Here is a 25,340-nt window from a genome sequence, read left to right on the forward strand (position 1 = left end):
TCTTGTTACACGGCTAAACTAATCCCGTGAGGTAGTAGACGGCGATCACGAAGAAGACGGCGAGCGTCTTGAGGCAGGTGACGGCAAAGATGTCCTTGTAGGACTGCCGGTGGGTGAGGCCGGTCACCGCGAGCAGCGTGATGACTGCGCCGTTATGCGGCAGCGTATCCATGCCGCCCGAGGCCATCGATGCGACGCGATGCAGCACCTCTGGCGGAATATGCGCGGCCTCCGCCATGGCGATGAAATCCTTGGACATGGCGGCAAGCGCGATCGACATGCCGCCCGACGCAGATCCGGTGATGCCGGCCAGCGTGGTGACGGTGATGGCCTCGTTCACCAGCGGATTGGGGATCGATCTCAGCGTCTCCTTGATGACGAGGAAGCCGGGCAGTGCCGCGATCACGGCGCCGAAGCCGTATTCGGACGCGGTGTTCATGGCGGCGAGCAGCGCGCCGCCGACCGCGGCCTTGCTGCCTTCGGCGAAGGTCGAGCTCAGCTTCGGGAAGGCGAAGATGAAGACGGTGATGATGCCCGCGATCAGCGCGCCTTCCACCGCCCAGATCGCCTTGATGCCCGCGATCGGGTTTGGAATCGCGTGATCCATGGCGAGCGTGAGGTCGTAATTGGTGCCATAGGCGCGGTCGATCAGGCCGCCGAACAGGCCGGGAAAGCCGCCGAGTGCGATGTTGACCACGAAGACCACGATCAGCGGCAGGAAGGCGATCAAGGCCGGCGGCAGGTCCTTGGTGTCGACCGGCGGCGGCTCGTTGGTGTGTCCCTCGCCATAGCCTTCGCCGGCGGCCGCTGCCGACCGTCGCCGCCATTCGAGATAGGTCAGGCCGAGAACCAGGATGAAGATCGCGCCAAGCGTGCCGAGGATCGGCGCCGCGCCATTGGTGGTCTTGAAATAGGTGGTCGGAATGATGTTCTGGATCTGCGGCGAGAACGGCAGCGAGTCCATCGTGAAGGAGAAGGCGCCGAGCGCGATGGTGCCGGGGATCAGACGCTTGGGGATATTGCCGGCGCGGAACATTTCGGCCGCGAAGGGATAGGCGGCGAACACGACCACGAACAGCGACACGCCGCCATAGGTGAGCACGCCGCAGACCAGCACGATCGCGAGCATCGCGCGCTTCGGCCCGACGAGATCGATCACGGAGGCGACGATCGATTTCGAGAAACCTGAAAGCTCGATTACCTTGCCGAAGACGGCGCCGAGCAGGAAGACCGGGAAGTAGAGTTTGGCAAACCCCACCATCTTGTCCATGAACAGACCGGTGAAGGCGGCGGGCACCGCGGCGGGGTCGGTGAGGAATACCGCGCCGAGAGCTGCGACCGGTGCGAACAGGATCACGCTGAAGCCGCGATAGGCGACGAACATCAGGAAACAGAGTGCGCCGACTGCGATCAGAAAACTCATGAATGCCTCCCTTTGTGTCCGCGCAGTCTTTCGGTTCGCGCGTTCTTGCGTCGCGTGCTTCACGAACTGACAAAGTTTGCGTCAGGTCCTTGATCTATCGCAAGGGATTTGTGCAAGCGCGCGCTTCATCCGTCGAAACGCATGCAACGAAAGCGGTGATGTGTTGCGGTTCTGAGAACCGAGACGGCTTCTGTCTCGAAAGTCAGACAGGCTACCTCATGGTGAGGAGCCGCGTCACTTGACGCGGCGTCTCGAACCATGAGGCCACCAGGACGGGCCACATCCTTCGAGACGCGCGCGAGCGCGCTCCTCAGGATGAGGGGCTGGCGCTGATTTTGACGCCGTAAGGCTAAGACGCGTGCAGGCCGAACTTGGCGAGCTTCTTGTAGAAGGTCGCGCGCGAGATTCGCAGCATCCGTGCTGCTTCCGCGATCTGTCCGCCTGCGGCATCGAGCGCCTGTTCGAGCGTCTGCTTTTCGAAGGCAAGCTCGGCTTCCGCGTAGGGCAGTACTGCGGTCGTGATTGCGGCCGGCGCGGCCGCCTTGCTCGCCGTGCCGACGGGGAGGATGTGCGCGAAATCGTCGCCGGTGAGCCGGGTGGAATCCGAGAGGATCAGCGCGCGCTCCAGGATGTTGCGCAGTTCGCGCCCGTTGCCCGGCCAGTCGTAGCGCGCAAGCGCAGCCAGGCCCGAGGGCGTGATGCGGGCGTTCGGGTAAGCGCCCGAGATCACGACATCGTCGAGCAGCCGCGCGGCGATCGCTTCGAGATCGCCGATGCAGTGGCGAAGAGGTGGTAGCGCTATGGACAGCACGTTGAGGCGATAATAAAGATCGGCGCGGAAGGCGCCTTCAGCGATGCGCCTTTCGAGATCGACATTGGTCGCGGCGATAATGCGGACATCGACCTTGACCGGCTTGTCCGAACCGAGCGGCTCGATCTCTCGCTCCTGCAACACGCGCAAGAGTTTAGCCTGCAAGGCCGGCGGCATGTCGCCGATCTCGTCGAGGAAGAGCGTGCCGCCGTCGGCGCTCTTGAATCTGCCATCGCGGCCCCTGTCGGTTTCGCCATGATGTCCGGGCGCTGTGCCGAAGAATTCCTGCTCGATCAGCGTCTCCGGTGTAGCGGCGACATTGACGCTGACAAACGGCTTCTCCGCACGGGCCGACGCATTGTGGATCGCCTGCGCCAATAATTCCTTGCCGGTGCCGGTCTCGCCGGTCAAAAGCACCGTCACGTTCTGCCGCGCGGCGCGGCCAGCAAGTTCCTTGGCGCGGACGATGCCTTCGCTTTGTCCGACATAGTCGTCGAAGGTGTAGCGCGCAGGTCGCGCCGGCAGCGACAATTGCCGCCGCGCGATGCGCAGTTCGTTCTCGAGATGCGCGACGCGCTCGATCAGGGGTTTCAGATTTTCCAGCCGGTCGTACAGCACAAAGCCGATCGCCCCGATCACCTTGCCGCTGATATCCTCGATCGGCATACGCGTGACCACGAGTTGCTCGCCACCGAGCTCCATGATGTCGAGCAGGATCGGCTCGCCGCTTTCGGCGACGCGCCGCATCAGGCTGTTGGGAATGATCTCCTCGATGGGTCGCCCCAAGGCTTCCGACGTGCGCTTCAGGCCGAGCGCGGGCAGGTATTTTTCGTTGACGTAGACGACGCGCCCGGAACGATCGATGGCGATCGCGCCTTCGCACAGGCTCTCCAGCCGCTCGAACAGCGTCTCCATCGCGCGGGCGCGGATGGCCTCGGGGTCATCGGCGATCGGGTGCGAAAGGGGAATCCTGGGCTCCTTGCGCGTTCAGCCTTTTATGCGTGCAGCCTTTATGCATTCAACCTTTATGCATTCAACCTTGGCAGCAGCTTTACTGCGTTGCCGCGCTCGATATCCTTCAGTTGCGCCTCGTTGAACACGCCCGATGCACGCAAGCCCTTCACGTGATCGATAGCCGTGCGATAGGGGAAATCGGTGCCGAACACGATTTGCGAGGTTGGGATGATCGCCGTCAGCGCCGACATCGACGCCTTGTTCGCGGTTTGCGCGGTGTCGTAGTAGAAGCGCGTCAATTCGGCCAGCGCGCCGTCCGGCACGGCCGGCTGGAATTCCTTGTCGATCTTCGGCTGGCCGATGAAGCGTTCGATCAGGAACGGCATGGTGCCGCCGGCATGCGAGAAGATCCACTTGATGTCGCGGAATTTTTGCGCGTTGCCGGAGAACACGATATCGCCGATGGTGCGCGTGGTGTCGGTGCCCCATTCGACCAGCGTCGGCGGCTCGGTCTTCATCAGGTTGACGCAGCAATCGGCGGTCGTCGGGTGGGTGTAGACCACGCATTTGCGGCGGTTGAGCTCTTCCATGACCGGCAGGAACGAGGGATGGCCGAGCCATTTGTCGTGATAGCTGGTGAGCAGCCCAATGCCGTCGGCCTTGAGCGTGTCGAGCGCGTATTCGATTTCCTTCAGGCTCCCTTCGGTATCGGCGAGCGGAATCATCGCGAACGAGCCGAAGCGGCCAGGATGATCTGCGATCAGCTTCGCGGCATAGTCGTTGCTCTCGCGGCAAAGTTTCCGCGCGGCCTCGCCCGAGGTGAAATTCACGCCGGGCTGCGTCACCGAGAGCATGGAAACCGCAACGCCGGCCGCGTCCATGTCGGCGAGCGACTTTTCCGGCGTCCACTTGATTTGCGGCGGGCTGCCGAGATGGTTGTCGATGATGGCCTGGATATAGCTCGGCGGCGACAGATGGTGGTGAACGTCGATCCGGTAGGGCTTTTCAGCCGGCGCCTGCGCGAGAGCTCGCGGTGCAGCAAGGCCAGTCGCGGCCACAGCCGCTGCTCCCGCCATGAAGCTGCGCCGGCTCAAGTCGCCCTTCGTCAGCTGCAGCGTGTTGTCGCACCCGCAGGCGCAGCCGCGCATCTGCATGCGGGATTTGCCGGTTGATTCGCGCCCCTGGTGTCGGCTCATGACGTTTTTCTCCCCATCGGATCCTCTTTTTGAGGACTTCTTGATCAAGACGCTGACACCTTAGCGATGTTGGTGTGCCAGACAATAGGGCCTGCCGCACCGCATTCGTGGCTTAAGCGAATAATGCTGCTTGGTGAAATCGCATTCACCCGATCGGTTAAGTCACGCGTCCTGACTTTGATGTTGCGTTGCACCGCGAGCAGCAAAAAATTGTGAATCTTTTCTACTCATGAAAATGCCACACACGGAACGGATGAAATCTGCTAGCGTGAAATCCGTAGCTAGCTGGTTAGGTTGGTTACTTGGCTTCACCGACAGGGAGTGGAGTTCATGAACAAGCTCGTTGAAATTCGCCGCCAGGAGCATTTTTGCCGTGAGCGTGCGTTACATGATCGCGAGCGTAAATCGTTCTGGCTCGCGGAGGCCGAAATCTGGGAGCAACGCGCGCTCGACGAGATCGCGTTTCACTTCCGGGAATGCAATCTCGAGGTCGAAAGTCCCTCTATCCACGCCGCGTAATCCAGTCGGGGAAATCGTTTCCGTCGCGGGCGACTGACAAGGTCGCCCGCGATGCTTTTGGGGAGACGCTTCGCTCCTGTGATCGCGGCAGCCTCGCTCCTCATCCTGAGGAGACGCGCCAAATGGCGCTCCTCACCATGAGGGTTTCAGGCTTTGTGGAGCCGGAACCTTCTGCTAAGCCAAGCCCGTGACCAATAACAACAAAAGCCAAAACGGGGCGGGGGCGGGATGACTGACGTGGGTGCGGGCGTCCAAGGACACGTCCAAGGTGGCGCGCAAGGTGGCGCGCAAGGCGGCGCGCAAGCCAGCGTGCAAGCCAACATGCATGGCAGCGTCGGATCAGCGCGAGCCGACGCGGCGGATGCGGCCATGCACAGCGCCGTGCACAAGGCAGCCCTTCGCTTCGTGCCGTTACTCACCGTCGCCTATCTCTTCAATTACCTCGACCGCACCAGCCTCAGCGTCGCGGGGCTGACCATGAACGCGCAGCTCGGGCTGACCCCGCTGCAGTTCGGATTCGCCGGCGGCATTTTCTTTCTCGGCTATTCGACGTTCGAGATCCCGAGCAATCTGCTGCTTTATAGGGTGGGCGCGCGGCGCTGGATCGCCCGCATCATGGTCAGCTGGGGCATCGTGTCGGCGGCGACCGCCTTCGTGGTCGGGCCGCACAGTTTTTACGGCGTGCGGCTTTTGCTCGGCATCATGGAAGCCGGCTTCTTTCCGGGCGTGACCTTCTTTCTCGCCGCCTGGTTTCCGGCGCAATACCGCACGCGCATGCTCGCCTGGTTTCTGGTCGGCATTCCCCTGTCTTCGATGATCGGCACACCGATTTGCACCGAACTGCTTCGGCTCGACGGCATCTGGGGCCTCGCGGGCTGGCAATGGATGTTTCTCTTGGTGAGCCTGCCTTGCATACCGCTCGGCCTGCTCACGCTGAAACTGCTCGCCGACCGGCCGCAAACCGCGCCCTGGCTGACGCGCGAGGAGCGCGACGCGCTCGACGGCGTGCTGGCGTCGGAAGTGCGAGAACGGCCGCATTCCACGTTCTGGGCGGCGCTGAAGGATCCGCGCGTGCTGATCTGCACCGCGATCCAGTTCGGCTTCACGCTCGGCTCTTACGGCATCGGCCTGTGGATGCCGCTGATGCTGAAGGAATACCACCTCGCCAACACGACGATCGGCTGGATCGCGGCGATCCCCTATCTCTTTGCCACCATCGGCATGATCCTGTGGGCGCACTATGTCGACCGCAAGGGCAGGCGCATCGCCAATCTCGCGATCTGCTGCGTTCTTGGCGGCGTTGGGCTGCTCTTGCCGATCTTCTCCAATTCGCTCAGCTCGGCCGTGATCGGATTTTCCCTCGCTCTGGTCGGCGTCACCGCCGCGCGCGCCATCTTCTGGACCATCCCGACCCGTTTCCTCACCGGCGTCGCCGCGGCCGGCGGGCTCGCCTTCATCAACAGCATCGCGACCACCGGCGGTTTTTTCGGTCCCACCATGATGGGCTGGCTCAAGCAATATTCCGGCTCCTACGTCATCGGCCTGCTTGCGGTCGCCGCCGTGATCTTCGCGTCGGCGCTGGCCTCGCTATCGCTGAAGCTGTTTATTTCCCGCGAGTAACAATTCCCGGCGTGTTACCGTATCGCTCGCCGGTCTTCCCGGATTTTTCGGGAAAAGCTGGAAAAATCAAAAATCCTTCGCATCGCTGTAACAGAGCCTGCGCAGATTGCGCCGCGCTGAATCTATCGCTTGTCTTCGCCGCGTTTTGCGTATGCGCGAAGCTTTTCACACTGGGAAAATTTGAAAAATGACACCTACGGAAACGCGTTCGCTTCGCGGACGGTCGCTCTCCAGCACGGGCTTTGCCGTCGCCTTGCTCGCCACCACGGCGCTATCAGGCACCATCGCTTACGCCGATGACGACTTCTTTTTCTTTCGGCCCGGCGACCTCTTGGTGTCGAAGGCCGTTTATTCCGCTCCCAACATCGTCGCCGGTACGACCCAGCTTCCGCCGGGCTGCGGCCCCAGCCCCATTGTGACTCCCTGCGCCGCCGCGAACACCGACGGCACGTACCCCTTCGTGTTCAACAACGCCAACGTCGACGGTTCGTTCTCGGTTGCCTCCAAGATCGTGCTCGACGAACTGCGCGCCGACAACGATGGCGATTTCGTGCAGTCGCTGGAAGTGCCGAACAGCACCCAGCGTCACGTCGGACCGACCAGCGACCAGGCCGTCACCAGCTTCCAGTCGAAGTCCGAGCTTTCGATCAACCTGTCGGTCGATCACAAGGCCGTGTCGTTCATGGCCTATTTCGCTCCGGTCGCAGCCCTCGACGTGTCCAACTCCAATACGCCCTCCGTGATCGATGCGACCAATGTCGACACCGCCAACGCTACTTACCGCGTATTCGCTGACGTCGACGCGTTCGGCCATTTCCACTTCACCAAGTCCAACGCCTATAGCGGCGACAACGGCCGCGCCGCGATCCTGAACGACGCCAATGGCGCTAACGTGCATTATGGCTCCGGCAACGCCGGCAACGGCTCTGCGGTGAAGCTGGTGGTCAACGGCGTCAAGATCAGCTCGCAGCCGCTCGGCATCGTCGAAGGCGGCGGCGCGCAGTTCGAGGTGGCCTCGCATCTGCCGCTCAACGCGCAGATCGATCCCGGGCTACCTTCGCCGGTCGGCAGCTTCAACATCGTTGAACTCGGTCTGGCGACCGACAAGATCGGCAAGGACACCAATTTCCGCGGCCTGACGGTGTTCAACAACGTCGTCTACTTCACCAAGGGCTCGGGCGGCAACGGCGTCAACACGCTGTATTTCGTCGACACCAGCGGCAACGCCGCCAACGGCAATCCGAAGGCGTGCCCGAACGGCTCAGGCCTGCCGGCACTGGGCGCGACGCTGCCGACCCAGCCGATGACCATCACCAATGCGGGAGTGACTCCGCCGGCGACAGCGGGGAGTGTGCAGGCTGCGGGCGTGATGCCCTACAACATGTGCATCCTGAAAGGCTTCCCGACCCTGCTCGCCAACTCAACCGCAGCGCCGCCCGCGCCACAGGTGACGTTCCCGTTCGGCGTCTGGTTCGCGGATTCCAAGACGGTTTACATCGCCGACGAAGGCAGCGGCGACAACACGTTTGCCGGCGCCACCTATACCAAAGCCGCTGCGTCGACCACCGCGGGCTTGCAGAAGTATGTGTTCAACGAGGCGACCGGCGCCTGGCAGTTCGCCTACACCTTGCAGGCTGGCCTCAATCTCGGCGTGCCCTACACGGTGAAGGGCTATCCGACCGGCAACAACGCCGCGAGCGGCCTGCCGTGGTCGCCCGCGACCGACGGCCTGCGCAACCTCACCGGCCGCGTCAACCACCACGACGGCACCGCCACCATCTGGGCGGTCACCTCGACGGTGAGCGGCAGCGGCGACCAGGGCGCCGATCCGAATAAGCTCGTGATGATCACCGACAAGCTGTCCGCCACCACGCTCCCGGCGAACGAGAGCTTCAAGACGATCCGCAATTCGCCCTTCGGCGAACTGTACCGCGGCGTGTCGTTCACGCCCGGCACCGACTTCGATCACGACCAGCGTCACGCGTTCGGCGGCCTCGGCTGCCTGTTCGACCGCGACGATTGCGGCGGCAACCACTAACAAGACCGGCGCGTCTGGCGGTTACGCCAGGCACGCAACGTCCTCTCTCTCCCCGCGCTTGTCCGCCGTAGCTCGAAGAGCGAAGGCGGATGCCCCTCGCGGGGAGATTTTTTTGTGCGGCTCTTTGGATGGCCTGCTCGGCCTCGATGGTTCTCCTGGCGATGCGAGGCATCGTCCAGAACGCCCGTACTTTCATTGGCGCCGTTCGCTAACGGCCCTGCAAGGGCAGGCCTGCTCGGGCGCGTGCGGGCTCCTCACCATGAGGGTCTTAAGATTTCTCCGCGGAACAAGTCCTCATCCCGAGGAGCCTGCCCAAAGGCGGGCGTCTCGGATGGCCGCAGTGCACGCCTTTTTCCAAATATGCTAGCCCGCAAGGGGGAGGGATAAGAAGGATCACCCCGCCGCGCGCATCGCGTGTTTCGAGCGGGAAGCAATGAAATGGACTGCACCAACGGACGAATTCCTGTTGCGCGGATTTGCAGCTTATGATCTGTGCCGGCAGACATTTGCAGATCGGGGGTTGTGATGCGGCGACTGGTGACGTGGGCTTTTCTGCTCTTCGTTTTCGTCCAGTTCGGTGAATTGGTGCCAGTTTCGGCGGCCGGACCTCAGCCTCGATCCAAAGCGGCGGCCGAACCGCAATCCAAGCAGGGCCCGCGGCTCGCGCATCTGTATTTTTTGCGTGAGAAGGGAATCTGGGCGACGGAGGCCGGAATCAAGATCGACGGTCAGTTGGTCGGTTCGGTCTCCAAGGGAACCTATTTCTCGATCGAAAAGCCGTCCGGACGATACGCGATCACCTGTGTGAACCCGGTGTCGGCGGACTACGAAACCGAAGTGCAAATCGAGGCCGGACAAACCTATTATTTCGGCGTCGGCACGCGTCAGTCGGGACCGCCGGGTCAAAGCCTTCTCAATCAGGCGGTTTCCGGCAGCAGCGGACGGCAACTGCCGTCGACGTCTCCGATCAAGGGAGCTATGGCCGGTGCGGTCCTCTTTCAGATCGACCCAGCAGTCGGCCCTGCCATCATCGGTCAGTTGAAGCCGCAATAGCGAACGTCGGCTTCGGATCACGCCACACTGCGCATCGCGGGCTTTGCCTGCGTCGTGACGAGCTGCAAGGCGGCGCCGACGCCGAGCAAGCCGAGGCACACCGCCGGCACCAGCATCGCTGCGGCAGCGCTGCCACCGATGTGAGCGGCCATCGGCATCAGGTTCTGTGCGGCAAAGCCGCCGAAACTTCCCAGCATCGAGATCGCGCCGATGCCGGCGGCTGCGCGCTCGCCGGTGAGGAAGCGCGACGGCAGCGACCAGAAGCACGGCAACAAGAGCGAGATGCAGGGCGTGCCGACGATCATGGCCACAAGCCGCATCCAGTTTTCCGGCACGACGGTTGCGAGCACAAACGCGATCACGCCAATGGTGGAGAGTGCGACCATCGCTGACACGACGGCGCGATGCTCACGCAGGCGTTTTGGCAAGATCAGCAGCATCGGCACGGTGACGAGCCAGGGCAGCGCGGTGAGAAGTCCGTTCTGCGTGCCGCTCGCGCCGAATGCCTTGATCACGGTCGGCGTCCAGTAGATCACCCCGTAAAGTGAGGTGAGGATCAGCGCATAGACCGCCGAGAGGAACCAGACGCGACCGTCCCACAGCACCTGCAGAAGCGAATGGCTTTCGCGCTTGGTGGCGTTTTCTTCTTCCAACCGCCGCGCCAGCCACGCCTTTTCGTTCGCGTCGAGAAACTCGGCATCGTCAGGCCGGTTCGGCAACAGCGCAAATGTCACAAGACCGAGCAGCGCCGCGGGCGCGCCGGTGATGATGAAAACCCATTGCCAGCCGGAGAGGCCAAGAAGCCCATGCAGATCGAGCAGGGGGCCGGAGGCGAGCGCGCCGAACATGTTGCCGAAGGCGCTGCCGAGCGTGATGATGCCCATCACTCTTACTCGATAAGCTTGCGGAAACCAGATCGAGGTGACGTAGATGATGCCGGGATAGGCGCCGGCCTCGGCAACGCCGAGCAGAAAGCGCATCACGGTGAACATCCAGTCGGACGAGACGAAGGCCATCGCGATCGTCACCGCGCCCCAGCTGACGAGGATGCGCGTCAGCCAGGCGCGCGCGCCGAACTTGTGGATCGCGAGGGTCGAGGGGATTTCGCAAATGAGATAGCCGATGAAGAACAGCGACGACGCCAGCCCAAACGCCTGCTCGGACATTTTCAGTTCGCGCGCCATTTGCAGCTTGGCAAAGCCGATATTGCTGCGATCGATGACCGCGACGAGATAGACCAGCATCAGCAGCGGCATGACGCGGCGGATGATGCGCGCCATCAATTTGGCTTCGTCGATGATGCCATCCATGCCCGTTCCTTCCCCGTGGTTGGTCTCATTGTTCAGTTTCTTGAATTCAGGACGTCTTCAATGCATCCTGCGGCACATAGTTGCGCCAGTTGCCGTCGAGCGTCGGCATCTCGGCAAAGGTCTTGCGCGCATCGGCGGCGCGGCCGATCAGCCCTTCGGCGTCGATGGTCTTGCGCGTCAGATAATCCCTGAGCTCGGCGAGCGAGCGCTCGATCAGATCGAACCCGCGCAGCATCACCGGCGAAGACATCTCTGCGGCGCTGGCGCCGGCCAGCATGACGCGTGCAATGTCGAGGCCGTTCTGGATGCCGTTGGTGGCAATCAGCGGCTTGTCGCGGCCGACCGCCGCGCGTGACAGCGACAGCCAGTGACAGGTCAGCGGCAGATTCCAGTAGCCGCCGACGCCGAGCGTCGTATCGAGCACGGGGCGCATGGTGTCCAAATCAGGAATCAGGCCGAGCAAACGTCCGGCCATCACGACGCTGTCGGCGCCGGCCGTGAAGGCGGCGTGCGCCAGCTCCGGCACGCGTTCGCTTTGCCCGGTGATCTTGACCCAGAGCGGCAGCGACACGGCCTCCCGGATCGAGCGCACGATCGTCATCACGCGCCCGGGCAACAGCTCGGTTGCGACCGCGCCCTTGGCGGCCTGTGACGCATAGGGCGTGCCGATGTTGAGCTCGAGCAGGCGAAGACCCGCGCCCTGCACCTGCCGCGCCATTTGGACGGCGTGGTCGAGATCGCCGAGGATGAGACTCGCGGCGACATAGGCATCGTTGTTTTGCGCCTCGCGATCGAGCCGCGACACGCTGTCGAGCCATTGATCGAAGCTGCCGGGATAAAGCCCGGAACGGCAGGCGATGAAGGCGGAAGAGGGCGCCGATGCGTTCCACTCGCGCCGCGTCCAGGTTTCGTCGAACACGGCATATTCGGCGGCATCGAGTTGCGCTTTCGCGGCGGCGACCTCGTTGGTCGATTTCATCACCACCACGGCCGCGCCGCGCTTCAGTGCAGCGCGCACGCCTTCTTCTTCGATCAAATGTTCGGCCGCGCCCGCGATGAGCGGATTCTTCAGATGAAGCTTGCCGATGCTGACGTCAAGTTTCCCCGCCATGTGACTCAGGCCGCGTTTTGGTCGAGTCCGAGCATGCGCGACGCATTGGTCGCGACCATCTTGTGGATGTCCTCGTCGCTGTAGCCGAGGTCCATGCAGAGCGCGACGCCGCGCCTGAAACCTTCGAGCGGCGAGAACACGCCGACCTGGCCGAGGTCCGAACAGATCACGGTCTGCTCGACGCCGGCCGCCTCGATGTGATGGCGCAGGTCTTCAGCCGTAGCGACCTTGAACTTCGACCCCTCCAGGAACATGCAGATCGAATGTTCGACAAACGCGCCCATCGCGGCGATACCCCTGACGTCGTTGAGGCTGGCGCCGACGATTTCTTCCGGATGCGTGAAGGCGAGTTTCTTGACACCGCGGCGCTGCGCTTCCTCGAAGATGATCCAGGTCTCGCTGACATGCAGATGGCCGCTCGCCAGCAGCATGTCGTTTTTCGCGATCACATCGAGCACTTCCTTGACCGAGTCGAGCACCTTTTTATTGGTGTCGAGCACCGGCACGGCTGTGGCGTGGCGCATCTTCGAGGTCGAGGCCGGATGCACCCAGCTCGAATCCTTTTCCCAGCGCAGGTGATTTTCAGCCGCCAGCGTCGGCATCCACACGGTCTTGCCGCCCATCGCTGCCGTATGCTCGACGGCGTAGGGGTTGATGCCGCCGACCACGTTATTGAGCACGATGCCGGAGAAGATTTTCGTCTTCAGCTCGGGGTGATGCTTGGTGATGAGCTGCGCGGTGGCTACTCCGGCATAGTCGTGATCCTTGGTGAGGACCGCAGCGAAGCCGGCTTCCGAATATTGCCGGACCAGATCGAGATGATCGACCGCGCGCGGGGCGATCGACGGCCCGCTATGGACATGCGGATCGACCGCGCCTTGCAGGATCTTGTCGATCCGCGCCTCGCGCGCCTTGTCGGCTACCTTATTCGCTTCCTTATTGGCTTCCTTGGCCTCACTCATCACTGTCTCCGTCTTATTGTTGAAAAGCGCGCTTCTCACGCCGTCTTCTGCCGGATGCGGCCGTGGCCGAGCAACCGCGAGATTTGCGCAGCCGCCGCCTTCAGCGCCGCAACGCTCTTGGCATCGATGTCGGCGGGCAGGAACTGGATCGAGCCGACCAGCGCCAGCGCGCCGGCGCAGGAGTCTTTTTCGTCGAAGATCGGCGCGGCGACGGCATTGATGCCGAGCATGGCCTGCTCCGGCGCGGACGCAAAACCTTCGCGTGCGACGCGGACGAGTTCGTCTTCGACCAGTTTGCGATCGGTCATGGTATGGGGCGTCGAGGCGGGAAGGGCACGCGCCAGCACGCGCTCGCGCATGCCGTTCGATGCGAAGGCCAGCAGCACCTTGCCTTGCGCGGACGAATGAAACGGCAGCTCGCTGCCGGGCCGGACGCCGATCTCGATCGCGGCGGTGCCGCCGATCTTGCTGAGCACCAGCGCGCCGCGCGGGGAAGATTCCGACAGCACCACCGAGTGCCCGAGAAGATCGCGCAACTCGCGCATCGGGCCTGATGCGAGCTGAATCAGATCGGCCTCGGGTGCGTAATGCGCGAGAAGGCGGCTGCGTGGCCCGCGCGAGTAACGTGTCGTCGCCGGATTTTGCACGAGATAGCCGCGCTCGACGAGCGTCAGCAGATGCCGATGCACCGAGCCCTTGGTCAGGCCGAGCCGCTCGGCGATTTGGGTGACGCCGAGCTCTTCGTCGGAGAAGGCGACCGCCTCGAGCACATCGAGTGCGACCTGCACCGAGCGCACCCCGCCGTCCACGCGCTCCTCGGCCACGACAGGCATTTCCGCTTTTGTTTTCAAAGGCAAAACCCCGTTGCTGGGCCGCGAAGCGGGACGATTGGGCGATTTCGAAGATTCATACTGACGGCCTATTGACGTTCGGCGGTGTATCGATATACAGAACGTCGTATCACGGTCGCGAACAACAGGCAACCCGTCGTTCGGCAAAAAATCGCGGACCGCCCAAGGAGGACATCAGATGAGCGATGCGATGCGCGCCGCGACCCACGCCCGGCATTACGCCGAGCCGCCGCAGACAACGGATGCCGATGGGACCCGCCACTGGATCACGCGCGCGGCGAACTTCATCACGGTGGTCAGCCGCGCCGAGGAAGGCGCAGTGCTCGCTCGCAACAATCCCGACGAATACATGCTGCTGCTGCCGCCGGGCACTCGCGTGAGCGTCGAGGCGGGAGCCGAGCGCGTTGAGAGCGACGGCAACAGCCTGATCATCGTGCCGCCGGGCGAGAGCCGCGTGACGGTGCGCAAGGCCGGCATGCTCGCGCGGGTCTTTTCCAAGCGCGCGGAAGATCTGGCGAAAGCCGCTGTCAATGCGGCGACCTACGCCGACGGCGCGCCTGAGGTGGCTGACCTGAAACCCTGGCCTGACCCATCAGGCGGCTTCAAGCTTCGCCATTACGATCTGAGCAAGATCGAGAGTCCCGATCCGCACCCGCTGAAGATGCGCGTGTTCCGCTCGACCAATCTCATGGTCAACATCTTCATGCCCTGGCAGAAGCGTCGCGACGAGACGAAACTTTCGCCGCACAGCCACGAGGATTTCGAGCAGATCTCGCTCTCGATGCAAGGCGCGTTCGTGCATCACCTGCGCTATCCGTGGTCACCGGACAAGACGCGCTGGCGCGAGGACGAACATGCGCGTTACGACGCCAGCCCGTCGGTGCTGGTGATCCCGGCGCGCGTCGTTCACACCACGCAGGATGTCGGCGATGGCACGACCTGGCTGGTCGATGTGTTCGGACCGCCGCGGATGGATTTCTCGTCAAAGGAAGGCTTCGTGATCAACGCATCGGATTATCCGATGCCGGCAGCGCAATAAATTCAATTTCGGAAAGAGGCCGAAAATGGCCCGCCGGCTCATTTGAGGAAGCCCAAGGAGGGCTCGACAGAATGTCCCAGTTCTTCACGCGCGTTTCGTTCAGTTCGGACGAGGAGGCGGCCGCATATAATCGCGCCGCCTGGAAGCTCATTCCGTTCCTGCTCATTCTTTACATCATTTCGTTTCTCGACCGCGTCAATGTCGGCTTCGCGAAATTGCAGATGAGCGCCGACATCGGTTTGTCGGACGCCGTGTTCGGGCTCGGCGCCGGCATTTTCTTCATCGGTTATGCGGCCTGCGAAATCCCGAGCAATCTGTTGTTGCAGCGCTTCGGCGCGCGGATCTGGATCTCGCGCATTCTCATTGTGTGGGGCATCATCTCGGTGTGCTTCATGTTCGTCACCACGCCGGCGCAATTCCTCACCCTGCGTTTTCTGCTCGGCATCGCGGAAGCGGGCTTCTACCCCGGCATCGTCCTCTATCTGACCTACTGGTTTCCCGGAAAACTGCGCTCGCAGGTCTGCGCGCTGTTCTTCATCGGCATTCCGATTGCGGGCCTGATCGGCGCGCCGCTCTCCGGCTTCATCATGAAGCAGATGGCGGGCATCTCAGGCTTCGCCGGATGGCAATGGCTGTTTCTCCTGGAAGGCGCGCCCGCGATCATCGGCGGCGTCGTCACCTTCTTCTATCTCAGTAACGGCCCGAAGGACGCGACGTGGCTGACCGATGCCGACCGCAACATCATCGTGCCGGCGCTGGCGGCCGAGGAAGCCACCCACCGCGCCATGGGCCACGGCCATCGGTTGATCGATGCGCTGACCAGCGGAAAGGTCTGGCTGCTCGCGATCAGCAATTTCAGCCTGCTCGGCGGCATCTATGGCATCTCGTTCTGGATGCCGCAGATCGTGAAAGACCTTGGCGTCAAGGACGTATTCGTCAACGGGCTCGTCAGCTCGATCCCGTTTGCGGTTGCCTGCGTGGCGATGATCCTGGTCGGCCGCTCATCCGATCGCACGCGCGAACGCAAGTGGCACATCGTCCTCTCCGCCGCCATCGGCGCGCTTGGTCTGGTCGGTGGCGCGACGCTCGCCGGCACGCCCGCGCTGGCGCTCGCGAGCCTGTCATTGGCACTGGGCGGCGCGCTCGCCTCGATCACCGTGCTGTGGGTGTTGCCGAGCGGGTTGCTCACAGGCGCTGCCGCTGCCGGCGGTCTCGCGCTGATGGCGACGATCGGCAATCTCGGCGGCTATGTCGCGCCTTACGTCGTCGGTCTTGCCAGGGAAGCAACGGGACGCACCGACTACGGTCTCTATCTGATGGCGGGAGCGATGTTCCTCGGCACGCTGCTCGTGCATCTGCTCCCGCGCAACTCGACGATCGACGAGGCAGAGCATGTGCCGGGATTGAAGGAGGGGGCGGCGGTCGTGGCGTGAGTCACACCGCCTCATGCTTTCGGAGCTCGTGAAATCATGAAAAGCCCCTTGACCTCGATCGGCGGCATCAACGTTCTCGTTGTTTATGCCCATCCGGAACCGACGTCGTTCGGCGCTGGCTTGAAGGATGCTGCCGTGAAATCGCTCACGGCGGCTGGCCACAGCGTCGAGATATCGGACCTCTATGCCGAAGGGTTTAACCCTGTTGCCGGGCGGCACGACTTCAAAAGTCCAAGCGATCCGGCACGTTTCCATTACCAATCCGAGCAATTGCACGCGAGCCAGTCTGACGGCTTTGCCGCCGACCTGGTTCGCGAGCAGGACAGGCTGATGCGTGCCGATCTTGTCGTTTTCATCTTTCCGCTATGGTGGGGCGGGCTACCGGCCATCGTCAAAGGATGGTTCGATCGAGTCTGCGCGTATGGTGTCGCCTATGCAGACGGGAAGCGCTACGAGCGCGGCTATTTCGTCGGCCATCGTGCTTTGCTTGCGCTGACGACCGGTGGAACGGCCGAACGGTTCTCGCAAGGAAGCTATGGTGAAATGTCTCACGTGCTTCATTCGGTTCAACGCTGCATTCTCGAATATCTGGGCTTCGAGGCTTTGAAGCCGTTCGTCGCCTATGCTGCACCACGGGTTGATGCGGGGGTGAGGGTTCAGTATCTGCGCGAATTCGAAACGCGCCTTCTCGAGGCCGCGGACGATCCGCAATGGCGCCAGCGCTTGCGCGCCTCGGATCGGCTTGTTGCCGAGAACCGGCGGCCGGTCGACGACAAGGCGTGGGCTGCACCGCGCTAACTCGGGCAAGACCCAAAATACTCTGCTGCTTTAGAGGAAGGGACAGGCTGCTCGGCGAAGCGAGACGTTGCAACAAATGCTGGCGCGGTCCATTCTCATGGTCGCCGAGCAAGCTTGGGGGCAGACAATGAAGAACCTGGCATTTGCGTTCATGCTCGTGGTTGGTTGCGTCAATGCCGCCAAAGCAAATAGCTTCTGCGCGTCACTTGTGAATGACCAGATATTGCCAGCTGCGGTGCAAGCCGATCGGATAAGGGATAAACTCAACAGCGTCATCGATGCGAAAAACTTCAATAACGGGGGCGGGTGCGCATTGGCAGCGCAGCTGGTTGCCGCGTACAGGAAATTGCACGCCATTGAACAGCCGTTCTTTTCCAACTGTATGACTGACAATCGTCTGGGGCCCTTGATGGTGACCGCTGTCGAAAGGGAAACAAAGAGCACCCTGTGGGCGACAAAGATCGACGATAGTTGCCGCAAGCTTGGTAGCCCGCAGGACAAACCCAAAACGGTCAACGCGCCGGTGCCGAAGCCCGGAACCATGGCAGCGGATGTGCTTGCGCGTCTCGAAGCAACCAAGGATTACGGAAAGCTGAGCGCGCTGTACGTGAGAAGGGTCGCCGCAAACCAGGATTGGCTCCAGAGCGCGGAGGGTCGGGCACTGGACGCACAGTTGAAGAATTGGCGCAGGGATGCTGCCGCGACCGCCATCGTCGATGGCAAGAAAGGCCGTATTCTCCAGTATTCGGTTGGCGGCGTAGTCGTGACAGACGACGGCATTGCCGCGGCCGATCTCGACAAGAACCCCGCTTACCGGCAAACGATCGCAGAGGCGATCGCACAGAACATAGTGACCAGCCCGCTCGATCCGAAAGTGGAGGCTGCGCTCGCTGCGAACGAATGAAGCGCGGCCGATCTCTGCGCAGACGGAGCAGAGACGTGGGCGTGCAGGGCGGGAGGACGGCCCGAAACGGTCCTAACTGAGAGCGGCAACGGTGACGGCTTTTCCGTCTGTCAAAGTGCCTCACACCGCCTCGTGCTTCCTCAAATCTCGCGCGTGATCGAAGCACGCCGCCTGAAGGTCGGCGCCTGAGGCAGCTATCTCGGGCAAGCCGGCCTCGGAGAGGATGTCCTCGGTGATGTCCTCCACGTTCGAATCCGCGACCTCGTGGATGAAGCTGATGTTCTGGTATTCGCCCGACGCGATGCGCGAGACGACCTCGCGGCGGGTGATTTCGGGATCGACGATGGCCTCGCGGCCGCGCCGTCCATAATCGATCATGACGACGAAATACTGCATGCGGGGGTGCGAGCCCTCCTCAAATTGCCTTCTCTGGACAGGTTCCATTATTTCGCCGATTCGGAAGTGGGGCAAGGTTTGTTTCGGAAAATCAGAAAATGCTGCTCGTCATTCCGGGGCGGTCCGGCAGGACCGAACCCGGAATCTCGAGGTTCCGGATACACGCTTCGCGTGCTCCGGAACGACAAAGGGGCTCATTTCGCGCCCGGCTTGCCGTGCCCGCCCGCCGCCTTCTTTCGCGACCGCGCCGCGGCGCGCGCGCGCAGCCGCTCGATCTGGCCGCGCGGCAGCGTCACGCAGATCTCGCCGATCCATTCCAGCTTGACGCCGGTGATCGGTTTGGCATTGAAGCTGGTGAGGTTGACGACATGCGCGGTCTTGCCGCGCTCGATCGTCTTCAGATAGCGCTCGCCGGTCTTCAGGCGCACCGCCGCTTCCTCGCCGTAAAAGCTCGACAGCGGATGCCGCTGCTCCCTGTAGACCACGATGATGTCGCCACTCTCGTATTTCGGCAGCATGGAATCGCCGACCACCTCGAAGGCGATGGTTTCCTCCGCGATCGGGAAGGGCAGTTCGACCTCGCCGATTCCCTCCGGCGGCATCTGCTCGAACTCGGGCGAAATCGACGCGCCGGCGCCGACCCGTCCCATGATCGGAACCGCGTTGAGTTCGAGATAATCGATGATCGGCTGAATCTCGCTCGCCTTGATCAGGCGCATCTCGGCGAGGATCTCCGACACCGCGCCAGGCCGCACGCCCATCGCAACCGCAAGGCCGCCCTTGGTCTTGCCCGGCTTTGCCAATCCCCGCTCGATCATCTTGACGTCCAGCATGTGGCCATCTCCTGCCATATCGACTCGGGGCACCCTATCAGTTCTGATAATCCGAAATCAAGCTTGACTTGTTTCGGAATATCCGAAATAAAGAGAACACAACGTGAAACTTTGGGAATGCCACAATGCAATCAACGTGGGAGGAGGCGCATTCAGCCGCGCTGCGCGAACTCGTGGAAAAAGGGCTGTCGTTCAAGGAAATCGCCCGCACCCTGAACGAACGCTTCGGCACCGCCTATACCCGCAATGCCGCGATCGGCCGCGCCCGCCGCCTCGGCCTGTCGACGCCCGAGCGATCGGACAGCGGCAGCGTATTTGCCGCAGCCAGAAAGCCGGATGCGCGCAAGATCTGCGAAAAGCGCGCCCGCATCCTGTTCAAGTCGCCCAGGCTCACCACGATCGAGCGCGCCGCCACCCTGCGGCTTCGATGCGTGGCGATCACGCCAAAACATCTTGCGCTTGTCGATCTTCAGCCGGGCGATTGCCGTTACCCCTATGGCGGCGATGCGGAGGGTGAGCCCATCACCTTCTGCGGGCACCCTCGTCAGGAGGCGTCGAGCTATTGCGCTTCGCATGTCCATCTGACCAGCCTGGAGGTCGAGGAGAAACGCGCAGCCGCGAGAGCGCCGCTGCGGCTCGTGGAGGCGGCATGACGGCGGGCGTCGATTCCATGCGCGCAAGAATGCGGCCTTTGCCGGCGCGGCTTCGCATCGCGCATCTCGCCGCGCTGCTGCGGTGGGAGCGGGCGGCGAATGCGCTTTCTTATCCCTCCCCCGCGGAACGCGCGGGGAGGGCTATCGAATATGGGTCCTTGGTGCCTGAGGACGCAGCTCGGCCTTATGGTTCGAGACGCGCCGCAAGCGGCGCTCCTCACCATGAGGGTCCAGGATCTCGCCACGAATTACGACCTCATCCTGAGGAGCACGCCAAGGGCGCGCGTCTCGAAGGATGGGCCGCGAAAAGATCGCTAACCGCGTTCGGCTGCGCATGCGATCGCTCTCCCCGCAAGGAGGAGGGATCAGACCTATCGCATGGCTCGCTCCGGGATGGCCCCTTGGGATGAAGCGTCCGTGGATGCCGCTTTATGTCGGTGATTATCTCGGCGATACCGGTCACCTGACCACGCCGCAGCATGGCGCGTATCTGCTCTTGATGATGCACTACTGGCGCAAAGGCGAACTGCCTGACGATAACAGCCAGCTCGCGAAGATCACCAAACTGCCGTTGAAGACCTGGTGTGATTATCGCCCGGTGTTGCAGCAGTTCTTCCATTCGGGGTGGAAGCACAAGCGGATCGACGCCGAGCTCCACCGGATGCAGCGCGTCTCTGAAAAGCGCGCGAGCGCGGGGCAAAAGGGAGGGCTCGGTTCGGCGCTCTCCCGCATGAAGCTGGAGAATTCGGCGCGCGGACGCGCATTGCCGCAAGCAATTGCTTCGATTTGCTTGAGCAAAACCCAAGCAAACGTCGACCACTCACACTCACACTCACATAAGACTCTTTCTTCGCAGCGTGCGGAGCAGCGCGAGAGCGAGGCGCCATCGAAGGAAGCGAGCTCCAAGGACGCGATCCCTGTCAGCGCGGAGCTTGCAGCTCTCATCGCGCGAAAGACCTGACGCGCTTTTACGAAGGCGAAGAGTCCTGCGGCTCATTTATCCCTCAACCACAGTTGTTTCCGACAAGGAGCTTCAAAATGCCTCGCGCCAAGCGCTCAAGACCTCGCAAAGCAACGCTCGCTCACGATCGCAGGGCGCAGGATCTGCCGCTCAATTCAGAAGTGGCAAGCGTCGAGATCGACGATCCGCTCGCGCTCGAGCCCGGCGAGAAGATTGTCGCGCTGCGTTCGATCCGCAATGATCCGCTGGCGCGTCTGCACAGCCATCGCCACATCGACGATGCGCAGTATCGGGCGGGCCGCGCGTTTCAGGACGACTGGGAAAAGGCCGAGCGCGGGCCGCGCGCGGTGGACCCGACGCGCGAATATGTCGACGGCGGGCGGGCGCGCGAGCCGATCACCGAGCGTCAACGACGAGCGGTGCTGCGGCTCAACACGATCGAGCGCGAACTCGGCGCCGACGGCTTCGTGCTGGTGCACGAGGTGCTGGTGCTCGGCCTCACCATGGAGCAGGTCGGCCTGCGGCGCGGCTTGCGCGGCCAGCGCTGGAAGGACTATTTCGCCCGGCGTTTTCAGGAATGCCTCGATCGCCTCGCGCTGATTTACGGCTTTGCGATCGCGAGAGGCGGGGCACAAAGGGCGTCGCTTCGCTAAACGCAGACCGAGGAAACGAATAGGCCGCTGACATCGCTGTCAGCGGCCTGCCGGGCAGAAATAACGAAACGGGATGAAATGCGTTCAGCCCCGGATGTTTTCGAACATATCCGCCGCAGATGAAGGAAAGGAGTCGAAAATCACAGCACTTCCGTGACATGGCGTCGCTGTGTGGTTCCGTATGTTCAGTTTGAAACACAACTTCTATTGCGCTCTCGTGGTCCGATTCTAACATTGGCATCCCTTCTCAGCCGGCACTTTTGCGAATGTTAGAATCAAAGGACCACTAGCAAACATATGTTTCTAGTGGAGTTTGGGATTTGACATTCGCTGTGAGAACACGCGGCGAGGCGGGTAGCGAATGTCAAATCCACTCCACTAGCGGAACTGCGACGCATGTGTGCGGCTTATTTGGCTTGAGGGGTTTTCGAAAACGCCCATTGGCATTGCCAGAGGGGGAACTGACATGACGACAGTGGCGAAACAGGGTGGATCTGCAGTTGTGGTCTATTCCCCTGAGGTGATCGAAATCATGTCGGAGGCGTTGGCGGCTTCGATCGAGAGCCTGCCGGAACCGGTCTCGGCCACGCAGGTGCATTATCTCGCGGAATCGATCCTGTACACCGCGGGCCGCGGCGAACGCGACGTCGCCGTGCTCGAGCGCATCGCGCTGGTTGAATTGCGCATCGCGCCACGCGGCTAGGGTCCCGGTTCCGACATCATATCGCGGCGGGTTCGTTTACGAACGTCGGAATCAAAGGGACACTAGCAAATATCAGTTTCTAGTGGAGTTTTGGATTTGACATTCGCTTGACGGACTCGCGGCCAAAAAGGTTGCGAATGTCAATTCCACTCCACTAGCGGGAGGTTCCATAGCTGATAGGCTTGAACACTCCTTGGACGATCGTTCAGGCCTTTCCCGCCATGAAGAGTTACGCCTTCCGCAGCCAGCCGCCACTGACCCGCGTCACCGCGCATGCGATCAATGTCGGCGACCGCGTCAACACGGCCGGCTTCGAGAAGGATGCACTGTCGGCGGTGCCGCTGGCGCTGCGCGTCGGGCAGGACGGCATCGCCGTGGTGTTTCGTTATGGCGTGGTCGTGCTGTTCAACATGAACCTGGAGGAAGAGAGTGCCTTCCTCGAACGGCTGCTGCCGCGGATCGGAGGCAGGCTGACGCCGCCGGAGGAAGAGGCCGCAACCGTCGAATTGCTGGACGAGAGCGGCGACCAGGTCGCCTCGGGCGGGCCGATCCACGTCCGCGACATGTCGATGGCGCGCCTCCTCGTCGTCTCCGACGTTCTGGCGAAAAGCGTCGTGCTCGCCCATGACGAGCGCGAGGTCGCCAAGGTGTTCGAGACCATCGAGCCCTTTGTGCGGGAGCTGGCGTCGGCCGGAAAGTTCTTCCGCAACCGCCGCGGCATTCTGAAATTGATCGGCGAGGCGCTGCTGGTGCAGCACCACGTCGCCGGTCGCGTCGCGATCGCCGACAAGCCCGATGCGCTCTGGGACCGGCCCGATCTCGAACGGCTCTATGCGCGCCTGGAAGACGAATACGAGCTGATCGAGCGCGTCGAGACGCTCAACCGCAAGCTGGAGGTGATCGGCGAGACCGCCGATACGCTCGCCGACATCATCGACACCCGCCGCTCGCTGCGGCTCGAGATCCTCGTCGTGCTCCTGATCGCGATCGAAATCGTGATCGGCTTTTATCAGATCTACGCCGCCCGCGGCGGGCATTGATGGAAATCCACCTCTCCCCTTGCGGGAGAGGTCGGCCGCGAAGCAATTCCAGCTCTTGCCCCGTCATTCCGGGGCGCGAGTGAAACGAGCGAACTCAGGCGCGCAATTGCGCACCTGAGAATCCATTTCTCCGAGCGTTCCCGCGGCGTGATGGAATTCCGGGTCTGCGCCTACGGCGCATCCCGGAACGACGAGGCTGCCCGGCCACGATCATTTCCCGGCAATGTCCCAAAATTGGACAGAACTCTGACCTTTTCGGCCACAATCCGACGCGACGTTAACCAAATGCAAACCATTACGGTCATAACCCTACTCGCGCTGCTGACAATTTCCGGCGCAGTCATTTCCGATCGGATTCTGACGGGTGAGGGGCAGCCGGTGGTGGCAGTTCGGTTCTGACATCCGCTTTGTGGGGCGTTTTCGCGGGTGCAGTTCCATCTTGATGGGGGACGTCGAATGCTGTCGGTTGACCAATTCCTGAGACTTATCAGCGTGCCGGCCGTGGTTGCGGCCTTTTTGATCGCGTCCCAGGTCTCGGGCGCCGGTGTGTTCCACAACCAGCCGGCGCAGTTAACCAGCGAGTAACCCTCCTTCAAACCGGGCAGCGCGATTTGTGACACCGCTTTTGGCGGTGGCTGGCTCGTCCGCGCGCGTCGGCCGGTTCCAGATTCCTCTTTGGTTCCCGCGCTTTGTTACGGAAAAACACTTTGCGCGCGACGCGCGCTCTGCGTGTGAAACACAACTTTCGTTAAAATTGGGTCTGCGCCCCTTAATCCAGCTTTAGACGTCTCCCGTAAATGTACGGCCGCGCGCAGGGGGGACCCGTGCGCTTGCACCAATCTGGCTCACGGAGGCGGCTTTGCAGAATTTGCTTCGGAAATTTCTTGCTGATCAAGCGGGCGCGACTGCGATCGAATATGGTCTGATCGCGGCCGGCATCGCGCTGGCGATCATCGCGGTGGTCAATGGCCTCGGCTCGACCCTGAACACCAACTTCTCGACCATCAACTCGTCGCTGAAATAACCCCGTTGGCGCGGGCTGACGAGCCCCGCCGGAGGCTCTCCGGCGGGGGTCGGCCTGCACGCGACGTCGTTGCCGGTGACTGGAATTATGCAACCACGTCTTAAGGCACTCTTAGGGGCGCTCCCCGTACATTCGCGCACGCGCCAGAACGGGCGCCATATTCGCGTGTCTTTCTGGCAGGAGGCGGTCTTGCAGCGCATTTTTTCGAAATTTTTAGCGGATCAATCCGGCGCGACCGCGATTGAATATGCCCTGATCGCGGGCGGCATTGCCCTTGTGATCATCGCGGCGGTCCAGGGCATCGGCACGTCGCTGAACACCAACTTCAGCACCATCAATTCCTCGCTGAAATAACCCGAAATAACCCCTGGTCATCGCGACAGTTGAACCCCGCCGGAAACGCTCCGGCGGGGTTCTTCGCGCTCGGCGAGAGCCGACAGGGAAACGACACTCAGCGCTTCTGCGTTTCCGCAGATGACATCGCATCCCGTTCGGCGGCCTCGTGGCGCAACCAAAGGTCAAGGGCGGCGAGGAAGGTGATCGCAATGCCGATGCCGATGGAAAAATGCATCGCGCTGGTATGGGCAAAGCCCAAAATCCAGGGCGACACCACGAGCCAGAGCCCGACCGCCGCATTTACCCACTCCTCCCAGGCGGAGAAGGCGATCATGGCGGCGAGCGAAAGAATGATGATCGCAACGGCCGAGAGACGCAGATCGAGGTTGGCGGTGCGGCTCGCATGCGCGAAAAACATCGGCGCGCCGAACAGGATCACCGCCAGCAACAGATTATAGACATCGAGGACCGATTCCTGCCGCCATTTGCGCAATTTTGCCTCCCGTCAAAATCCGGCCCTGGCCAAAACCTTTGGGCCGTTGTTGATGGAGGCAACTTCGGAAGCACGCTCTCCGTTCCGCTGGCGCGCGCTCGACTTTAGCCCTAGTGGAGTGGATTCGACATTCGCTACAAGCCTCGCCGCGGGTTGGGCGAGCGAATGTCGAATCCAAAACTCCACTAGAAACTTATATTTGCTAGTGGTCCTTTGATTCTAACAT

26 protein-coding genes are annotated in these 25,340 nt (G+C 62.1%); 16 read left to right on the top strand and 10 right to left on the bottom strand.

The window, feature by feature from the left end:
* Positions 1-13: 13 nt before the first annotated feature.
* The 3 genes from VFB05_RS07245 to VFB05_RS07255 form a co-directional block, all read right to left on the bottom strand.
* Positions 14-1,423: a GntP family permease gene (locus VFB05_RS07245; protein ID WP_325010474.1), complete on the bottom strand. Its 1,410-nt coding sequence runs from the start codon at positions 1,421-1,423 to the stop codon at positions 14-16.
* A gap of 349 nt (positions 1,424-1,772) precedes the next feature.
* Positions 1,773-3,149: a sigma-54 interaction domain-containing protein gene (locus tag VFB05_RS07250; protein WP_325010476.1), complete on the bottom strand. Its 1,377-nt coding sequence runs from the start codon at positions 3,147-3,149 to the stop codon at positions 1,773-1,775.
* Positions 3,150-3,259: 110 nt separating this feature from the next.
* The gene (locus VFB05_RS07255; RefSeq protein WP_325010478.1) at positions 3,260-4,384 is read right to left on the bottom strand and encodes an amidohydrolase family protein; all 1,125 of its coding nucleotides are present in this window, start codon (positions 4,382-4,384) and stop codon (positions 3,260-3,262) included.
* A gap of 330 nt (positions 4,385-4,714) precedes the next feature.
* Between VFB05_RS07255 and VFB05_RS07260 the strand changes: the two genes are divergently transcribed.
* The 4 genes from VFB05_RS07260 to VFB05_RS07275 all read left to right on the top strand — a co-directional run bounded on the left by VFB05_RS07260 (position 4,715) and on the right by VFB05_RS07275 (position 9,614).
* Positions 4,715-4,903 carry a hypothetical protein gene (locus VFB05_RS07260; RefSeq protein WP_325010480.1) on the top strand — a complete coding sequence of 63 codons (189 nt, stop codon included), beginning with the start codon at positions 4,715-4,717 and terminating at the stop codon, positions 4,901-4,903.
* Between the two features lie 228 nt (positions 4,904-5,131).
* Positions 5,132-6,523 (top strand): MFS transporter, encoded by a 1,392-nt coding sequence (locus VFB05_RS07265; RefSeq protein WP_325010482.1) that lies wholly within the window; start codon positions 5,132-5,134, stop codon positions 6,521-6,523.
* Positions 6,524-6,710: 187 nt separating this feature from the next.
* A complete protein-coding gene (locus tag VFB05_RS07270; protein WP_325010484.1) occupies positions 6,711-8,561 on the top strand; it encodes a hypothetical protein in 1,851 nt (616 codons plus the stop codon).
* Between the two features lie 525 nt (positions 8,562-9,086).
* Complete coding sequence (locus VFB05_RS07275) at positions 9,087-9,614, top strand: DUF2846 domain-containing protein (protein WP_325010486.1); 528 nt, start codon at positions 9,087-9,089, stop codon at positions 9,612-9,614.
* A gap of 17 nt (positions 9,615-9,631) precedes the next feature.
* Here VFB05_RS07275 and VFB05_RS07280 read toward each other — a convergent pair whose 3' ends face one another.
* The 4 genes from VFB05_RS07280 to VFB05_RS07295 are packed head-to-tail and all read right to left on the bottom strand — an operon-like array spanning position 9,632 to position 13,821.
* Entirely contained in the window at positions 9,632-10,924 is a 1,293-nt protein-coding gene (locus tag VFB05_RS07280) for an MFS transporter (protein ID WP_325010488.1), read from the bottom strand.
* Positions 10,925-10,970: 46 nt separating this feature from the next.
* The gene (locus tag VFB05_RS07285) at positions 10,971-12,035 is read right to left on the bottom strand and encodes a hypothetical protein (protein WP_325010490.1); all 1,065 of its coding nucleotides are present in this window, start codon (positions 12,033-12,035) and stop codon (positions 10,971-10,973) included.
* A gap of 5 nt (positions 12,036-12,040) precedes the next feature.
* The gene (locus tag VFB05_RS07290) at positions 12,041-12,997 is read right to left on the bottom strand and encodes a DUF6282 family protein (RefSeq protein ID WP_325010492.1); all 957 of its coding nucleotides are present in this window, start codon (positions 12,995-12,997) and stop codon (positions 12,041-12,043) included.
* A 35-nt stretch (positions 12,998-13,032) separates the two neighbouring features.
* Complete coding sequence (locus VFB05_RS07295) at positions 13,033-13,821, bottom strand: IclR family transcriptional regulator (RefSeq protein WP_325010494.1); 789 nt, start codon at positions 13,819-13,821, stop codon at positions 13,033-13,035.
* A 205-nt stretch (positions 13,822-14,026) separates the two neighbouring features.
* On the opposite strand from VFB05_RS07295, the gene VFB05_RS07300 reads away from it, so the two are divergent.
* The 4 genes from VFB05_RS07300 (at position 14,027) to VFB05_RS07315 (ending at position 18,022) form a co-directional block, all read left to right on the top strand.
* On the top strand, positions 14,027-14,887 hold the full coding sequence (locus tag VFB05_RS07300; RefSeq protein ID WP_325010496.1) for a hypothetical protein: 861 nt from the start codon (positions 14,027-14,029) through the stop codon (positions 14,885-14,887).
* A 71-nt stretch (positions 14,888-14,958) separates the two neighbouring features.
* Positions 14,959-16,320, top strand: coding sequence for an MFS transporter (locus tag VFB05_RS07305; protein ID WP_325010498.1), 1,362 nt, complete (start codon positions 14,959-14,961; stop codon positions 16,318-16,320).
* A gap of 36 nt (positions 16,321-16,356) precedes the next feature.
* Positions 16,357-17,118 carry an NAD(P)H-dependent oxidoreductase gene (locus VFB05_RS07310; protein ID WP_325010500.1) on the top strand — a complete coding sequence of 254 codons (762 nt, stop codon included), beginning with the start codon at positions 16,357-16,359 and terminating at the stop codon, positions 17,116-17,118.
* A 127-nt stretch (positions 17,119-17,245) separates the two neighbouring features.
* Positions 17,246-18,022, top strand: a complete 777-nt coding sequence (locus VFB05_RS07315; protein WP_325010502.1) for a hypothetical protein — start codon at positions 17,246-17,248, stop codon at positions 18,020-18,022.
* Positions 18,023-18,142: 120 nt separating this feature from the next.
* Here VFB05_RS07315 and VFB05_RS07320 read toward each other — a convergent pair whose 3' ends face one another.
* A complete protein-coding gene (locus VFB05_RS07320) occupies positions 18,143-18,418 on the bottom strand; it encodes a hypothetical protein (protein ID WP_325010504.1) in 276 nt (91 codons plus the stop codon).
* 194 nt (positions 18,419-18,612) lie between these two features.
* Complete coding sequence (locus VFB05_RS07325; protein ID WP_325010506.1) at positions 18,613-19,251, bottom strand: S24 family peptidase; 639 nt, start codon at positions 19,249-19,251, stop codon at positions 18,613-18,615.
* Positions 19,252-19,376: 125 nt separating this feature from the next.
* Here VFB05_RS07325 and VFB05_RS07330 point away from each other — a divergent pair, with 125 nt between their 5' ends.
* From VFB05_RS07330 to VFB05_RS07365, 8 genes are all read left to right on the top strand, one after another.
* On the top strand, positions 19,377-19,904 hold the full coding sequence (locus VFB05_RS07330; protein WP_325010508.1) for a GcrA family cell cycle regulator: 528 nt from the start codon (positions 19,377-19,379) through the stop codon (positions 19,902-19,904).
* Between the two features lie 295 nt (positions 19,905-20,199).
* Positions 20,200-20,865 carry a YdaU family protein gene (locus VFB05_RS07335; RefSeq protein ID WP_325010510.1) on the top strand — a complete coding sequence of 222 codons (666 nt, stop codon included), beginning with the start codon at positions 20,200-20,202 and terminating at the stop codon, positions 20,863-20,865.
* A 77-nt stretch (positions 20,866-20,942) separates the two neighbouring features.
* Complete coding sequence (locus VFB05_RS07340; protein WP_325010512.1) at positions 20,943-21,518, top strand: hypothetical protein; 576 nt, start codon at positions 20,943-20,945, stop codon at positions 21,516-21,518.
* 466 nt (positions 21,519-21,984) lie between these two features.
* Entirely contained in the window at positions 21,985-22,221 is a 237-nt protein-coding gene (locus VFB05_RS07345) for a hypothetical protein (protein WP_325010515.1), read from the top strand.
* Between the two features lie 221 nt (positions 22,222-22,442).
* A complete protein-coding gene (locus VFB05_RS07350; protein WP_325010517.1) occupies positions 22,443-23,261 on the top strand; it encodes an RMD1 family protein in 819 nt (272 codons plus the stop codon).
* 456 nt (positions 23,262-23,717) lie between these two features.
* Entirely contained in the window at positions 23,718-23,846 is a 129-nt protein-coding gene (locus VFB05_RS07355) for a hypothetical protein (protein WP_325010520.1), read from the top strand.
* Positions 23,847-24,120: 274 nt separating this feature from the next.
* A complete protein-coding gene (locus VFB05_RS07360) occupies positions 24,121-24,285 on the top strand; it encodes a Flp family type IVb pilin (RefSeq protein ID WP_325010522.1) in 165 nt (54 codons plus the stop codon).
* A gap of 189 nt (positions 24,286-24,474) precedes the next feature.
* A complete protein-coding gene (locus tag VFB05_RS07365; protein ID WP_325010602.1) occupies positions 24,475-24,639 on the top strand; it encodes a Flp family type IVb pilin in 165 nt (54 codons plus the stop codon).
* Positions 24,640-24,736: 97 nt separating this feature from the next.
* Here the strand turns inward: VFB05_RS07365 and VFB05_RS07370 are convergent, their stop codons facing one another.
* The gene (locus tag VFB05_RS07370) at positions 24,737-25,114 is read right to left on the bottom strand and encodes an SPW repeat protein (protein ID WP_325010525.1); all 378 of its coding nucleotides are present in this window, start codon (positions 25,112-25,114) and stop codon (positions 24,737-24,739) included.
* Positions 25,115-25,340: the final 226 nt, after the last annotated feature.

Source organism: Bradyrhizobium sp. (genome assembly GCF_035652035.1).
Taxonomy (GTDB): Bacteria; Pseudomonadota; Alphaproteobacteria; order Rhizobiales; family Xanthobacteraceae; genus Bradyrhizobium.

What these genes read in the sequence shown, in the direction of transcription:
- VFB05_RS07245 (WP_325010474.1), bottom strand. Translation starts at nt 1,423, where the DNA reads ATGAGTTTTCTGATCGCAGTCGGCGCACTCTGTTTCCTGATGTTCGTC.
- VFB05_RS07250 (WP_325010476.1), bottom strand. Translation starts at nt 3,149, where the DNA reads ATGGAGACGCTGTTCGAGCGGCTGGAGAGCCTGTGCGAAGGCGCGATC.
- VFB05_RS07255 (WP_325010478.1), bottom strand. Translation starts at nt 4,384, where the DNA reads ATGAGCCGACACCAGGGGCGCGAATCAACCGGCAAATCCCGCATGCAG.
- VFB05_RS07260 (WP_325010480.1), top strand. Translation starts at nt 4,715, where the DNA reads ATGAACAAGCTCGTTGAAATTCGCCGCCAGGAGCATTTTTGCCGTGAG.
- VFB05_RS07265 (WP_325010482.1), top strand. Translation starts at nt 5,132, where the DNA reads ATGACTGACGTGGGTGCGGGCGTCCAAGGACACGTCCAAGGTGGCGCG.
- VFB05_RS07270 (WP_325010484.1), top strand. Translation starts at nt 6,711, where the DNA reads ATGACACCTACGGAAACGCGTTCGCTTCGCGGACGGTCGCTCTCCAGC.
- VFB05_RS07275 (WP_325010486.1), top strand. Translation starts at nt 9,087, where the DNA reads ATGCGGCGACTGGTGACGTGGGCTTTTCTGCTCTTCGTTTTCGTCCAG.
- VFB05_RS07280 (WP_325010488.1), bottom strand. Translation starts at nt 10,924, where the DNA reads ATGGATGGCATCATCGACGAAGCCAAATTGATGGCGCGCATCATCCGC.
- VFB05_RS07285 (WP_325010490.1), bottom strand. Translation starts at nt 12,035, where the DNA reads ATGGCGGGGAAACTTGACGTCAGCATCGGCAAGCTTCATCTGAAGAAT.
- VFB05_RS07290 (WP_325010492.1), bottom strand. Translation starts at nt 12,997, where the DNA reads ATGAGTGAGGCCAAGGAAGCCAATAAGGAAGCGAATAAGGTAGCCGAC.
- VFB05_RS07300 (WP_325010496.1), top strand. Translation starts at nt 14,027, where the DNA reads ATGAGCGATGCGATGCGCGCCGCGACCCACGCCCGGCATTACGCCGAG.
- VFB05_RS07305 (WP_325010498.1), top strand. Translation starts at nt 14,959, where the DNA reads ATGTCCCAGTTCTTCACGCGCGTTTCGTTCAGTTCGGACGAGGAGGCG.
- VFB05_RS07310 (WP_325010500.1), top strand. Translation starts at nt 16,357, where the DNA reads ATGAAAAGCCCCTTGACCTCGATCGGCGGCATCAACGTTCTCGTTGTT.
- VFB05_RS07315 (WP_325010502.1), top strand. Translation starts at nt 17,246, where the DNA reads ATGAAGAACCTGGCATTTGCGTTCATGCTCGTGGTTGGTTGCGTCAAT.
- VFB05_RS07320 (WP_325010504.1), bottom strand. Translation starts at nt 18,418, where the DNA reads ATGCAGTATTTCGTCGTCATGATCGATTATGGACGGCGCGGCCGCGAG.
- VFB05_RS07325 (WP_325010506.1), bottom strand. Translation starts at nt 19,251, where the DNA reads ATGCTGGACGTCAAGATGATCGAGCGGGGATTGGCAAAGCCGGGCAAG.
- VFB05_RS07330 (WP_325010508.1), top strand. Translation starts at nt 19,377, where the DNA reads ATGCAATCAACGTGGGAGGAGGCGCATTCAGCCGCGCTGCGCGAACTC.
- VFB05_RS07335 (WP_325010510.1), top strand. Translation starts at nt 20,200, where the DNA reads ATGGGCCGCGAAAAGATCGCTAACCGCGTTCGGCTGCGCATGCGATCG.
- VFB05_RS07340 (WP_325010512.1), top strand. Translation starts at nt 20,943, where the DNA reads ATGCCTCGCGCCAAGCGCTCAAGACCTCGCAAAGCAACGCTCGCTCAC.
- VFB05_RS07345 (WP_325010515.1), top strand. Translation starts at nt 21,985, where the DNA reads ATGACGACAGTGGCGAAACAGGGTGGATCTGCAGTTGTGGTCTATTCC.
- VFB05_RS07350 (WP_325010517.1), top strand. Translation starts at nt 22,443, where the DNA reads ATGAAGAGTTACGCCTTCCGCAGCCAGCCGCCACTGACCCGCGTCACC.
- VFB05_RS07355 (WP_325010520.1), top strand. Translation starts at nt 23,718, where the DNA reads ATGCTGTCGGTTGACCAATTCCTGAGACTTATCAGCGTGCCGGCCGTG.